Annotated in this window: 11 protein-coding genes; all 11 read left to right on the forward strand. The window is 47.3% G+C overall.

From position 1 onward, the window contains the following. The first annotated feature begins 99 nt into the window (after positions 1-99). A complete protein-coding gene (gene rpoC, locus GJV52_RS06400) occupies positions 100-4275 on the forward strand; it encodes a DNA-directed RNA polymerase subunit beta' (RefSeq protein WP_100564282.1) in 4176 nt (1391 codons plus the stop codon). A 431-nt stretch (positions 4276-4706) separates the two neighbouring features. After that, the gene (locus tag GJV52_RS06405) at positions 4707-5561 is read left to right on the forward strand and encodes a factor H binding protein domain-containing protein (protein WP_095503801.1); all 855 of its coding nucleotides are present in this window, start codon (positions 4707-4709) and stop codon (positions 5559-5561) included. 76 nt (positions 5562-5637) lie between these two features. Continuing rightward, positions 5638-7062: a surface lipoprotein assembly modifier gene (locus tag GJV52_RS06410; RefSeq protein WP_100564280.1), complete on the forward strand. Its 1425-nt coding sequence runs from the start codon at positions 5638-5640 to the stop codon at positions 7060-7062. A gap of 185 nt (positions 7063-7247) precedes the next feature. Beyond that, positions 7248-7619, forward strand: a complete 372-nt coding sequence (gene rpsL / locus GJV52_RS06415) for a 30S ribosomal protein S12 (RefSeq protein WP_002218431.1) — start codon at positions 7248-7250, stop codon at positions 7617-7619. A gap of 118 nt (positions 7620-7737) precedes the next feature. Further along, a complete protein-coding gene (gene rpsG / locus GJV52_RS06420; protein ID WP_049249334.1) occupies positions 7738-8208 on the forward strand; it encodes a 30S ribosomal protein S7 in 471 nt (156 codons plus the stop codon). Positions 8209-8226: 18 nt separating this feature from the next. Then, positions 8227-10332: an elongation factor G gene (gene fusA / locus GJV52_RS06425; RefSeq protein WP_095502523.1), complete on the forward strand. Its 2106-nt coding sequence runs from the start codon at positions 8227-8229 to the stop codon at positions 10330-10332. 98 nt (positions 10333-10430) lie between these two features. Further along, a complete protein-coding gene (tuf, locus tag GJV52_RS06430) occupies positions 10431-11615 on the forward strand; it encodes an elongation factor Tu (RefSeq protein ID WP_095502524.1) in 1185 nt (394 codons plus the stop codon). A 16-nt stretch (positions 11616-11631) separates the two neighbouring features. Further along, positions 11632-11943 (forward strand): 30S ribosomal protein S10, encoded by a 312-nt coding sequence (gene rpsJ / locus GJV52_RS06435; protein ID WP_002642322.1) that lies wholly within the window; start codon positions 11632-11634, stop codon positions 11941-11943. Between the two features lie 250 nt (positions 11944-12193). Then, positions 12194-12838 carry a 50S ribosomal protein L3 gene (gene rplC / locus GJV52_RS06440; RefSeq protein WP_100563634.1) on the forward strand — a complete coding sequence of 215 codons (645 nt, stop codon included), beginning with the start codon at positions 12194-12196 and terminating at the stop codon, positions 12836-12838. Then, entirely contained in the window at positions 12838-13458 is a 621-nt protein-coding gene (gene rplD, locus GJV52_RS06445; protein ID WP_100563636.1) for a 50S ribosomal protein L4, read from the forward strand. The genes rplC and rplD overlap by 1 nt, the downstream gene beginning before the upstream one ends. Then, complete coding sequence (gene rplW / locus GJV52_RS06450) at positions 13455-13763, forward strand: 50S ribosomal protein L23 (protein ID WP_195690073.1); 309 nt, start codon at positions 13455-13457, stop codon at positions 13761-13763. Before rplD ends, rplW begins: the two co-directional genes overlap by 4 nt. Positions 13764-13775 lie beyond the last annotated feature (12 nt).

The following is a 13775-nucleotide window of genomic DNA, read 5'->3' on the forward strand; positions in this document are numbered from 1 at the left end:
GACATCACAAAAATGTTTAAAGGCCGTCTGAAAAACTGTGTCATTCCATCCGAATCCTGATCCGCCAAGCGGTAAAAATACTTCCTTCAAGGAGCAAAAATGAATTTGTTGAACTTATTTAATCCGTTACAAACAGCGGGCATGGAAGAAGAGTTTGATGCCATCAAAATCGGCATTGCCTCTCCGGATACCATCCGCTCTTGGTCTTACGGTGAAGTGAAAAAGCCGGAAACCATCAACTACCGTACGTTCAAACCGGAACGCGACGGTTTGTTCTGTGCCAAAATTTTCGGCCCGGTAAAAGACTACGAATGTTTGTGCGGTAAATACAAACGCTTGAAATTTAAAGGCGTAACCTGTGAAAAATGTGGCGTGGAAGTGACTTTGTCTAAAGTACGCCGCGAACGCATGGGTCACATTGAATTGGCTGCGCCGGTTGCCCATATCTGGTTTTTGAAATCGCTGCCGTCTCGCTTGGGCATGGTATTGGACATGACCCTGCGCGACATCGAACGTGTATTGTACTTTGAAGCATTTGTGGTGACCGATCCGGGCATGACCCCGCTGCAACGCCGCCAATTGCTGACCGAAGACGATTACTACAACAAATTGGACGAATACGGCGACGATTTCGATGCCAAAATGGGTGCCGAAGGTATCCGCGAATTGTTGCGTTCATTGGATGTAGCAGGCGAAATCGAAGTATTGCGTCAAGAATTGGAATCAACCGGTTCTGATACCAAAATCAAAAAAATCGCCAAACGTTTGAAAGTATTGGAAGCGTTCCACCGCTCAGGTATGAAACTTGAGTGGATGATTATGGACGTGTTGCCAGTATTGCCACCTGATTTGCGTCCGCTGGTGCCTTTGGATGGCGGCCGTTTTGCCACTTCTGATTTGAACGATTTATACCGTCGTGTGATTAACCGTAACAACCGTCTGAAACGTTTGTTGGAGTTGAGTGCACCGGACATCATTGTGCGCAACGAAAAACGTATGCTGCAAGAAGCAGTCGACAGCCTGTTGGATAACGGCCGTCGCGGTAAAGCCATGACCGGCGCGAACAAGCGTCCATTGAAATCATTGGCCGACATGATTAAAGGTAAGGGTGGTCGCTTCCGTCAAAACCTGTTGGGTAAACGTGTGGACTACTCAGGCCGTTCGGTGATTACCGTGGGTCCTTACCTGCGTCTGCACCAATGCGGTCTGCCGAAAAAAATGGCTTTGGAGCTGTTCAAACCGTTCATTTTCCACAAGCTGGAAAAACAAGGCTTGGCAACCACCGTTAAAGCCGCCAAAAAATTGGTTGAACAAGAAGTACCGGAAGTATGGGACATCTTGGAAGAAGTTATTCGCGAACACCCAATCATGTTGAACCGTGCACCGACATTGCACCGTTTGGGTATTCAAGCGTTTGAACCGATTCTGATTGAAGGTAAAGCCATCCAGTTGCACCCATTGGTGTGTGCCGCATTTAACGCCGACTTTGACGGTGACCAAATGGCGGTTCACGTACCATTGAGCTTGGAAGCGCAAATGGAAGCACGCACTTTGATGCTGGCGTCAAACAACGTATTGTCTCCGGCCAACGGCGAACCGATTATCGTACCGTCTCAAGATATCGTATTGGGTCTGTACTACATGACCCGCGACCGCATCAACGCCAAAGGTGAAGGCAGCTTGTTTGCCGACGTGAAAGAAGTACACCGTGCTTATCACACCAAACAAGTGGAACTGGGTGCCAAAATCACCGTGCGTCTGCGTGAATGGGTGAAAAACGAAAACGGCGAATTGGAGCCGGTAGTTAACCGCTATGAAACCACCGTAGGCCGTGCCTTGTTGAGCGAAACTCTGCCTAAAGGCCTGCCGTTTGAATACATCAACAAAGCGCTGAAGAAGAAAGAAATTTCTAAGCTGATTAACGCATCGTTCCGCTTGTGTGGCCTGCGTGATACCGTGATTTTCGCCGACCATTTGATGTATACCGGTTTTGCTTATGCAGCCAAAGGCGGTATCTCGATTGCCGTTGACGATATGGAAATTCCGAAAGAAAAAGCCGTATTGTTGGCTGAAGCACAAGCCGAAGTGAAGGAAATCGAAGACCAATACCGCCAAGGTTTGGTAACCAACGGTGAACGTTACAACAAAGTAGTCGATATTTGGGGTCGTGCCGGTGACCGCATTGCCAAAGCGATGATGGACAACCTGTCTACCCAAAAAGTCATCGACCGCGAAGGCAACGAAGTGGATCAAGAGTCGTTCAACTCTATCTACATGATGGCCGACTCCGGTGCCCGTGGTTCGGCAGCACAGATCAAACAGCTTTCCGGCATGCGTGGTTTGATGGCCAAACCGGACGGCTCGATTATCGAAACGCCGATTACGTCTAACTTCCGCGAAGGCCTGACCGTATTGCAATACTTTATTGCGACCCACGGTGCGCGTAAAGGTCTGGCCGATACCGCATTGAAAACCGCAAACTCCGGTTACCTGACCCGCCGTTTGGTAGACGTAACCCAAGACTTGGTGGTAGTAGAAGACGATTGCGGCACAACTGACGGTTTTGTCATGAAAGCCGTGGTACAAGGTGGTGACGTGATTGAAGCCTTGCGCGACCGTATTTTGGGCCGTGTGACTGCTTCTGATGTGGTTGACCCATCCACAGGCGAAACCTTGGTAGAAGCCGGTACTTTATTGAACGAAAAACTGGTCGACATGATCGACCAATCCGGCGTCGATGAAGTGAAAGTACGCACCCCGATTACCTGTAAAACCCGCCACGGTTTGTGTGCCCAATGTTACGGCCGTGACTTGGCGCGCGGTAAACTGGTAAATGCCGGTGAAGCGGTCGGTGTGATTGCCGCCCAATCGATCGGTGAACCGGGTACCCAGCTGACCATGCGTACCTTCCACATCGGTGGTGCCGCTTCCCGAGCAGCTGCTGCCAGCCAAGTGGAAGCCAAATCTAACGGTACCGCACGTTTCAGCAGTCAAATGCGTTATGTTGCCAACAACAAAGGCGAATTGGTGGTGATTGGTCGTTCTTGCGAAGTGGTGATTCACGACGATATCGGCCGTGAGCGCGAACGTCATAAAGTGCCTTACGGTGCCATTTTGCTGGTACAAGACGGTGAGGCCATTAAAGCCGGCCAAACCTTGGCAACATGGGATCCTCATACCCGTCCAATGATTACCGAGCACGCCGGTTTGGTGAAATTTGAAAACGTGGAAGAAGGCGTAACCGTTGCCAAACAAACCGACGATGTCACCGGTTTGTCTACCTTGGTCGTAATTGATGGTAAACGCCGCTCTGCCGGTACCTCTAAATTGTTGCGCCCAACCGTGAAACTGCTGGACGAAAACGGTTTGGAAATCTGCATTCCGGGTACCTCAACGCCGGTATCGATGGCCTTCCCGGTAGGTGCGGTGATTACCGTGCGTGAAGGTCAAGAAATCGGTAAAGGTGACGTGTTGGCGCGTATTCCGCAAGCGTCGTCTAAAACCCGCGATATTACCGGTGGTTTGCCGCGCGTGGCTGAGTTGTTTGAAGCGCGTATCCCGAAAGATGCCGGCATGTTGGCTGAAATCACCGGTACCGTTTCCTTCGGTAAAGAAACCAAGGGTAAACAACGCTTAATCATCACCGATGTTGACGGCGTGGCTTACGAAACCTTGATTTCCAAAGAGAAACAAATCTTGGTGCATGACGGCCAAGTGGTGAACCGCGGTGAAACCATCGTTGACGGTGCCGTTGATCCACATGATATTCTGCGTCTGCAAGGTATCGAAGCATTGGCACGCTATATTGTTCAAGAAGTGCAAGAAGTTTACCGCCTGCAAGGTGTGAAGATTTCCGATAAACACATCGAAGTCATCATCCGCCAAATGCTGCGTCGTGTGAATATTGCCGACTCGGGCGAAACCAGCTTCATTACCGGTGAGCAAGTCGAGCGTGGCGATGTGATGTTGGAAAACGAGAAAATGATTGCCGAAGGTAAAGAGCCGGCGCGTTACGAAAACGTGTTATTGGGTATTACCAAAGCGTCGTTGTCGACCGACAGCTTCATTTCAGCTGCATCGTTCCAAGAAACCACCCGCGTACTCACCGAGGCCGCGATTATGGGTAAACAGGACGAACTGCGCGGCTTGAAAGAAAACGTGATTGTTGGCCGCCTGATTCCGGCCGGTACGGGCTTGACCTATCACCGCAGCCGCCGTCAGGAAAGCCGCGACGAAGTGCCTGCCCAGGTAGACGAGCAATCTGCTGCTGAATAAAGATGCGCCTGCACCGCAGGCCGTCTGAAAAGAAAACCGCAAGTGTTGAGCTTGCGGTTTTTTATTTGCTTGAAATTTTCAGACGGCCTGAGACCCTTGTAAAACTTCAAATCCGTCATTGTCGGGTCTCAGCCCGACAATGACGGCCACAGATTGGCGGATTAAATTCAGATTTTGCTCAGGTTTCAGACGGCCTGAAACCTGAGCAAAACACCTTTAAAAGATGGTGTGCACAAAGCAACCGTTTTAGAACATTGATGGTTTTTTCGTCTAGGTGTGCTTGTGGCCTAATTAGGCCGGTAATCACACATGGTAAAGAAAAGAAAATAATATTTACAAAAGTGTGGGGGGGGGTAAATTCATTTTGCTGAAGTTTAGCAAAAATTAACATGAATTTTAGGCATCACTCATTACTAAAAAAGGTATGAAATATGAAAGCATTCAATCAAAACGTCGGTAAAATCACATCAGCAACACTTTTGGCATTGGCTTTAACAGCGTGCGGCGGTGGTGGTGGCGGTAGTCAGTCGCCTCAAACAAGCAGCACGCCGACAAAAGAATTGGCTGAAGCGAAAGCAAACAAAATGTTTTCTTTGGCACAGCAACGACAAGATGTTAGCCAATTGTTTGCAGAAAATGGCGGTACTCTGGAAAATTATAAAGTGAGTATTGATGGTAAGCGCATTACTTCAGACAATGTTGATTTAAGTGCTTTGGGGGAAGGTGTAAGAAGAATTGGCGTTACCGAGGAAGCTGAAATCAGAGCGGGTAGCGTAAAAGGCACGGTTATCCGTAATGGTGTTCTGCACCTTTATCAACAGCCTTACTCTGTGGTAGCAGGTACAGAAGTCAAAGGCGGTACGGTTACTGTTATGGGAAGAAAAGAAAATCTGGGTTCAGAAGAATTAGACTTCGGCACCGTTAAAGGCTATGCCACCAAAACCTTGCCGAGCAGCGGTAAATTCAACTATGCAGGCGAGGCTTTGAGTCAAGATCAAACCGGTAAATTCAATTACACCGTGGACTTTGCAGCGAAAACCGGCAGCGGTTCGATTAGCAATATTGCTGGCGGTATTACGCTTCATGAAGGTAAGATTGCCGGCATGAGCCATGATAATCCCGATAAAACATCGATTAGCGGCTATGGTATTGAGTCAACGGCACGTTCAAACAGCGGCTTGAATGGCGGCTATAAACTCGGCTTCTTCGGCCCGAATGCAGATGAAGTGGCAGGCGTTGTAACCTCGCCTTATGGAGATGTCGGCTTCGGCGGCAAAAAACAATAATCGTCTTTAAGGCATAACCTTGAATTTATAGGCCGTCTGAAAACATTCAGACGGCCTTTCTGATACTGAGAAAAAAATGATACGGAAAACCTTACTGATTGCAGCCTTGTTTTCTTCCGCAACAACGTATGCAGATGAAAGCCAAGTGTTGGATGTGCCGAAAGAGCCGGTTAGCTTTGATAAGCCGATTGCTTTGCCGCTTGAGCAAAGGCCGTCTGAAAACGAACTTCCGGCCATGCCGCAATGGAACGAATTGCTGGAAGGTGATGAACCCGAGCAACAGATTAACCAAGCATTGCTCGGCAAAGATTGGCAGAAGTTGGGTGGCTTGTTAAGAGAATATTCAATGCAGCCGCAGCATGACACAACCCTGTACCGTTATGCCTTGGGTGCCTTGCGGCGTGCAGAAGACCGTCATGGCGAGGCGGCGGCGCTTTACCGTGAAATCGTGGCGGAAAAGCCCGATTTGATTTATCCCCGTTTTGACTTGGGTGTGATGTTGTTTGAAGACAGGCAATATCGGGAAGCCGAACAGCATTTGCAAAAAGTACAGTCAGATTTGCCGCCCGCGATGAGTGAGCTCGCCAAACAATATGCCCAAGCTGCCAAAAAAGCACAAAGCTGGCAGCCTGTGTTTAATCTCAACTACGAACAAACCGACAACGTGAATAATGCTTCGTCTGCCCGTCAGGTCGAATGGGAAGGTAATACTTGGCATAAAACCGCAGACAGCCTGCCAAAAAGTGCTCATGGTATCCGCTATACGCTGGGAGCAGAACGCAACCTCAACCTGAACGGCAATCACTTCTTCCGTTTCGGTGTGATGGGAAGCGGTGTGCATTATTGGGATGCGCAGGATTATAGCGAACAAACCGTGCGTATAAACAGCGGCTATCGTCATCAAAACAGCCGGCAAGAATGGGGCGTAACCCCATATGTCGAACAGAACTGGTTAGACGACAGCCGTTATGTATCCAATGTAGGCATCGCGCTCGATTACAATCGTCGTTTAAATGAAAAATGGCGCATGAGCCAATATGCCCAATTTAGTACAAAACGTTATCAGAATGAGGATATTGCCGAACGCTACAATAGTAGAGTTACGGCAGCAGGCGCAACGTTGAGCTATCGTATTTCGCCAACCGCGTTAATTTTTGGCGGGGTGAACGGCATAAATGACGACACTAAAGAACGCGAACAGGCTTCGTGGCGGTATGGTGTCAATTTAGGCGGTATCAAACAGTTCAAAAGCGGCATTGGATTGCGGGCGAATACCGGTTATATAAGGCGAGAGTTTAAAGCACCAGCAGAATTGGTTTATCGCTTTACCCGTCGTGATCACGAATATCAGGCAGGTGCGGCATTATGGCATCGTAAGATTTCATGGCGGGGGTTTACGCCGCAGTTGAATTTCCGTTATGTCAAAATTGATAGCAATATGCCCGCTTTTTATTCGAGAAACAGCAAAGAGTGGTTTATGAGTGTGGAAAAAACATTTTGAAAATCTAAATAATCTTGCCAAATATGCTGTTTTCAGACGGCCTAATGTGGCTAAATGTTTATCCGAAAACACAAAAATACTGTTTTATTTGCTGTAATACTTGACTAAGTGCTTGCAAAAAAAATATAATTTCGCTCTTGTCGGCATGGTGTCGGCAAGTATTTAACTCAACAGGACGAGAAAATATGCCAACTATTAACCAATTGGTACGCAAAGGCCGTCAAAAGCCTGTGTACGTAAACAAAGTGCCTGCACTGGAAGCTTGCCCGCAAAAACGCGGCGTATGCACCCGTGTATACACTACCACTCCTAAAAAACCGAACTCTGCATTGCGTAAAGTATGTAAAGTTCGTCTGACTAACGGTTTTGAAGTGATTTCATACATCGGCGGTGAAGGCCATAACTTGCAAGAGCACAGCGTGGTATTGATCCGTGGCGGTCGTGTAAAAGACTTGCCGGGTGTACGTTACCACACCGTACGTGGTTCTTTGGATACCGCGGGTGTTAAAGACCGTAAACAAGCCCGTTCTAAATACGGTGCTAAGCGTCCTAAATAATAAGCGGGACTAAATAGGCACGTCGGCCGCCTAAGCTGAACAACGGCCGAGTAAGTGAATACTCCTTTGGGTATTCATGGGAATCAACCCAACTGAATAGAATATTAAGGAAATTAAAATGCCACGACGTAGAGAAGTCCCGAAGCGCGACGTACTGCCAGATCCAAAATTCGGCAGCGTTGAGCTGACTAAATTCATGAACGTATTGATGATTGACGGTAAAAAATCGGTTGCAGAGCGTATCGTTTACGGTGCTTTGGAGCAAATCGAGAAAAAAACCGGCAAAACAGCAATCGAAGTATTTAACGAAGCCATTGCTAACGCCAAGCCTATCGTAGAGGTAAAAAGCCGTCGTGTAGGTGGTGCCAACTACCAAGTTCCTGTTGAAGTTCGTCCTTCACGCCGCTTGGCTTTGGCAATGCGCTGGGTTCGCGATGCGGCCCGTAAGCGTGGTGAGAAATCAATGGATCTGCGTTTGGCAGGTGAATTGATTGATGCTTCTGAAGGTCGCGGCGGCGCGTTGAAAAAACGTGAAGAAGTACACCGTATGGCCGAAGCGAACAAAGCATTCTCTCACTTCCGTTTCTAATTTAGAAAGGCTAATCAAATGGCTCGTAAGACCCCAATCAGCCTGTACCGCAATATCGGTATTTCTGCCCATATTGACGCGGGTAAAACCACCACAACCGAACGTATTTTGTTCTACACCGGTTTGACACACAAACTGGGTGAAGTGCATGACGGTGCGGCAACCACCGACTACATGGATCAAGAACAAGAGCGTGGTATTACCATTACTTCTGCTGCCGTGACTTCATACTGGTCAGGTATGGCGAAACAGTTCAAAGAACACCGTTTCAACATCATTGACACCCCAGGACACGTTGACTTTACCGTAGAGGTAGAGCGTTCTATGCGTGTATTGGACGGCGCGGTAATGGTTTACTGCGCGGTAGGCGGTGTACAGCCTCAGTCTGAAACCGTATGGCGTCAAGCTAACAAATACAAAGTGCCACGTTTGGCATTTGTAAACAAAATGGACCGTCAAGGTGCCAACTTCTTCCGTGTTGTTGAGCAAATGAAAACTCGTTTGCGCGCCAATCCAGTACCAATCGTGATTCCGGTTGGTGCGGAAGACAACTTCGAAGGCGTGGTTGACCTGTTGAAAATGAAAGCCATTCTGTGGAATGAAGCAGACAAAGGCGTTACTTTCGAATACGGTGATATCCCTGCTGACTTGGTAGATACTGCTGAAGAATGGCGTCAAAACATGATTGAAGCCGCAGCAGAAGCCAGCGAAGAATTGATGGACAAATACTTGGGTGGTGAAGACCTGACTGAAGAAGAAATCGTTGGTGCGTTGCGTCAACGTACTTTGGCCGGTGAAATCCAACCGATGTTGTGCGGTTCTGCATTTAAAAACAAAGGTGTTCAACGTATGTTGGATGCCGTAGTTGAATTGCTGCCTGCACCTACCGACATTCCACCGGTACAAGGTGTGAACCCATCTAGCGATGCCGCTGATCAGCGCGAAGCCAGCGATGAGGCGCCATTCTCTGCTTTGGCATTCAAAATGCTGAATGACAAATACGTAGGTAACTTGACCTTTATCCGTGTTTACTCTGGTGTGGTTAAATCTGGTGACACCGTATTGAACTCTGTTAAAGGTACACGTGAGCGTATCGGCCGTTTGGTGCAAATGACCGCTGCTGACCGTACTGAAATCGAAGAAGTACGTGCCGGTGACATCGCTGCTGCTATCGGTTTGAAAGACGTGACCACAGGTGAAACCTTGTGTGCGGAAAACGCGCCAATCATCTTGGAGCGTATGGAATTCCCTGAGCCGGTAATTCACGTTGCCGTTGAGCCAAAAACCAAAGCTGACCAAGAGAAAATGGGTATTGCTTTGAACCGTTTGGCTAAAGAAGACCCTTCATTCCGTGTTCGTACAGATGAAGAATCAGGTCAAACCATTATTTCCGGTATGGGTGAGCTGCACTTGGAAATTATTGTTGACCGTATGAAACGTGAATTCAGCGTGGATGCCAATATCGGTGCGCCTCAAGTAGCTTACCGTGAAACCATCCGTAAAGAAGTGGAATCTGAATACAAACACGCCAAACAGTCTGGTGGTAAAGGTCAGTATGGTCACGTTGTGATCAAATTGGAGCCTATGGAACCAGGTGGTGAAGGTTACGAATTTATCGACGAAATTAAAGGTGGTGTGATTCCTCGCGAATTCATCCCTTCAGTTGATAAAGGTATTCGTGATACCTTGCCTAACGGTGTGGTAGCAGGCTTCCCTGTGGTGGATGTCCGTGTACGCTTGGTATTCGGTTCTTCGCATGATGTCGACTCATCTCAATTGGCATTTGAATTGGCCGCTTCTCAAGCCTTTAAAGAAGGTATGCGTCGCGCTTCTCCAGCATTGTTGGAGCCAATCATGGCTGTTGAAGTTGAAACGCCTGAAGAGTACATGGGTGACGTAATGGGCGACCTGAACCGTCGTCGCGGTATCGTATTGGGCATGGATGATGATGGTATCGGCGGTAAGAAAGTACGCGCTGAAGTGCCATTGGCTGAAATGTTCGGTTACTCTACCGACTTGCGTTCTGCCACTCAAGGCCGTGCAACTTACTCGATGGAATTCAAAAAATACGCTGAAGCTCCTTCGAATGTTGCTGCTGCTGTAACTGAAGCTCGCAAAGGCTAATTAATCAGTCTTTGCAAATAGGCCGTCTGAAACTCTGAATATTTTTTTCAGACGGCCATTGTTCTTTAATCGATCTTTATATGTAAAGGAATTAGCTCATGGCTAAGGAAAAATTTGAACGTAGCAAACCGCACGTAAACGTTGGCACCATCGGTCACGTTGACCATGGTAAAACCACTCTGACTGCTGCATTGACTACGATTTTGTCTAAAAAATTCGGTGGTGCTGCTAAAGCTTACGACCAAATCGACAACGCGCCGGAAGAAAAAGCCCGCGGTATTACCATTAATACTTCTCACGTAGAATACGAAACTGAAACCCGTCACTACGCACACGTAGACTGCCCAGGCCACGCCGACTATGTGAAAAACATGATTACCGGTGCTGCACAAATGGACGGTGCGATTTTGGTTGTATCTGCTGCTGATGGTCCTATGCCACAAACTCGTGAGCACATCTTGTTGGGTCGCCAAGTAGGTGTACCATACATCTTGGTGTTCATGAACAAATGCGACATGGTTGACGACGAAGAGTTGTTGGAATTGGTTGAAATGGAAATCCGTGACTTGTTGTCAAGCTACGACTTCCCAGGCGACGACTGCCCAATCATCCAAGGTTCTGCATTGAAAGCTCTGGAAGGCGACGCTGCTTACGAAGCTAAAATCTTTGAATTGGCTGACGCATTGGACAGCTACATCCCAACTCCAGAACGTGCCGTTGACAAACCATTCCTGTTGCCAATCGAAGACGTATTCTCAATCTCTGGTCGTGGTACTGTAGTAACCGGTCGCGTAGAGCGCGGTATCATCCACGTAGGTGACGAGATCGAAATCGTTGGTCTGAAAGACACTGCAAAAACCACTTGTACCGGTGTCGAAATGTTCCGCAAATTGCTGGACGAAGGTCAAGCAGGTGACAACGTAGGCGTATTGTTGCGCGGTACCAAACGTGAAGAAGTTGAACGTGGTCAAGTATTGGCTAAACCAGGCTCAATCACTCCGCACACCAAATTCAAAGCAGAAGTATACGTATTGAGCAAAGAAGAAGGTGGTCGTCACACTCCATTCTTCGCTAACTACCGTCCACAATTCTACTTCCGTACGACTGACGTTACCGGTGCGGTAACTTTGGAAGAAGGCGTAGAAATGGTAATGCCGGGTGAAAACGTAGCCATCACTGTTGAACTGATTGCGCCAATCGCGATGGAAGAAGGTTTGCGTTTTGCGATTCGTGAAGGTGGCCGTACCGTAGGTGCCGGTGTTGTTTCTTCTATCATTGCTTAATAAAGGATATCGATAAATGGCAAACCAAAAAATCCGTATCCGTTTGAAAGCTTATGATTACAGCTTGATCGACCGTTCTGCCCAAGAAATCGTTGAAACTGCTAAACGCACTGGTGCTGTGGTAAAAGGTCCGATTCCTTTGCCAACCAAAATTGAGCGTTTTAACATCTTGCGCTCTCCACATGTGAACAAAACTTCACGTGAGCAATTGGAAATCCGCACCCACTTGCGTCTGATGGACATCGTGGACTGGACTGACAAAACGACTGATGCACTGATGAAGCTGGACTTGCCGGCCGGTGTTGATGTAGAAATCAAAGTTCAATAATCATTGCTTTGAAAACCGAATGGGTAAAACCATTCGGTTTTATTCTATATGTGTTTATAGCATAATGCCGTCTGAAAGAGGGTTGTCGTAATTTTCAGACGGCCTTTTTGATGAAAACGCTAAGTTTTTATTGATATTTTTTGGAAAAGCGGTTTATAATAGCGGACTTGGTACATCTGTACCAAGTTTTTTATCTTTGTCCGAAGACAAGCCAATCGTAGCTTGTCCCTTTACTAAAAGGAAAATAATCATGACTTTAGGTCTGGTTGGGCGCAAAGTTGGTATGACCCGCGTGTTTAACGAACAGGGTATTTCTGTTCCGGTAACCGTTTTGGATATGTCTGCTAACCGCGTTACACAAGTAAAATCCAAAGATACTGACGGCTACATTGCCGTACAAGTTACCTTTGGTCAGAAAAAAGCGAATCGTGTCAACAAAACTGAAGCCGGTCACTTTGCAAAAGCAGGGGTTGAAGCTGGTCGCGGTTTGATTGAATTTGCTTTGACTGAAGAAAAGCTGGCTGAATTAAAAGCTGGTGATGAAATCACTGTTGCAATGTTTGAAGTAGGTCAATTGGTTGATGTAACCGGTACCTCTAAAGGTAAAGGTTTCTCTGGTACCATCAAACGTCATAACTTTGATTCTCAACGTACCTCTCACGGTAACTCGCGTTCGCACCGTGTTCCTGGTTCTATCGGTATGGCTCAAGACCCTGGTCGCGTATTCAAAGGTAAGCGCATGGCCGGTCAATACGGTAATACCAAATCAACCGTTCAAAAATTGGAAGTTGTGCGTGTAGACGCTGAGCGCCAATTGCTGTTGGTTAAAGGTGCGGTTCCTGGTTCGGTTAACAGTGATGTCGTGGTACGTCCAAGCGTGAAAGTAGGTGCGTAATGGAATTAAAAGTTATTGACGCTAAAGGACAGGTTTCAGGCAGCTTGGCTGTTTCTGACGCTTTGTTTGCTCGCAAATACAATGAAGCATTGGTGCATCAGCTTGTAAATGCGTTTTTGGCAAATGCCCGCTCAGGCAACCGTTCGCAAAAGACCCGTGCTGAAGTAAAACACTCAACCAAAAAGCCATGGCGCCAAAAAGGCACTGGTCGTGCCCGTTCAGGTATGACTTCATCTCCATTGTGGCGTAAGGGCGGTCGTGCATTCCCGAACAAACCTGATGAAAACTTCACTCAAAAAGTAAACCGTAAAATGTACCGTGCCGGTATGGCGACTATTTTGTCTCAATTGGCTCGTGACGAACGTTTGTTTGCGATCGATGCATTGAATGCAAATACGCCTAAAACCAAAGAATTCGCTGAACAAGTGAAAAATTTGGGTTTGGAGCAAGTGCTGTTTGTAACCAAACAGTTGGATGAGAATGTTTACTTGGCTTCACGCAACTTACCGAATGTGCTGGTTTTGGAAGCTCAGCAAGTAGATCCTTACAGCTTGTTGCGTTACAAAAAAGTAATCATGACTAAAGATGCGGTTGCACAATTAGAGGAGCAATGGGTATGAATCAACAACGTTTGACTCAAGTGATTTTGGCACCTATCGTTTCTGAAAAAAGCAACGTATTGGCTGAAAAACGTAATCAAATGACGTTTAAAGTATTGGCAAATGCAACCAAACCTGAAATCAAAGCAGCTGTTGAATTGCTGTTTGGTGTGGAAGTTGCTTCTGTGACTACTGTTACCATTAAAGGTAAAACTAAACGTTTTGGTCGTGCTTTGGGCCGTCGCAGCGATGTTAAAAAAGCTTACGTAAGCTTGGCTGCTGGTCAAGAGTTGAATTTGGACGCCGCTGCTGCAGCTGCAGAATAAGGAATATAGAAA

The organism is Neisseria brasiliensis (assembly GCF_009671065.1).
Taxonomy (GTDB): domain Bacteria; phylum Pseudomonadota; class Gammaproteobacteria; order Burkholderiales; family Neisseriaceae; genus Neisseria; species Neisseria brasiliensis.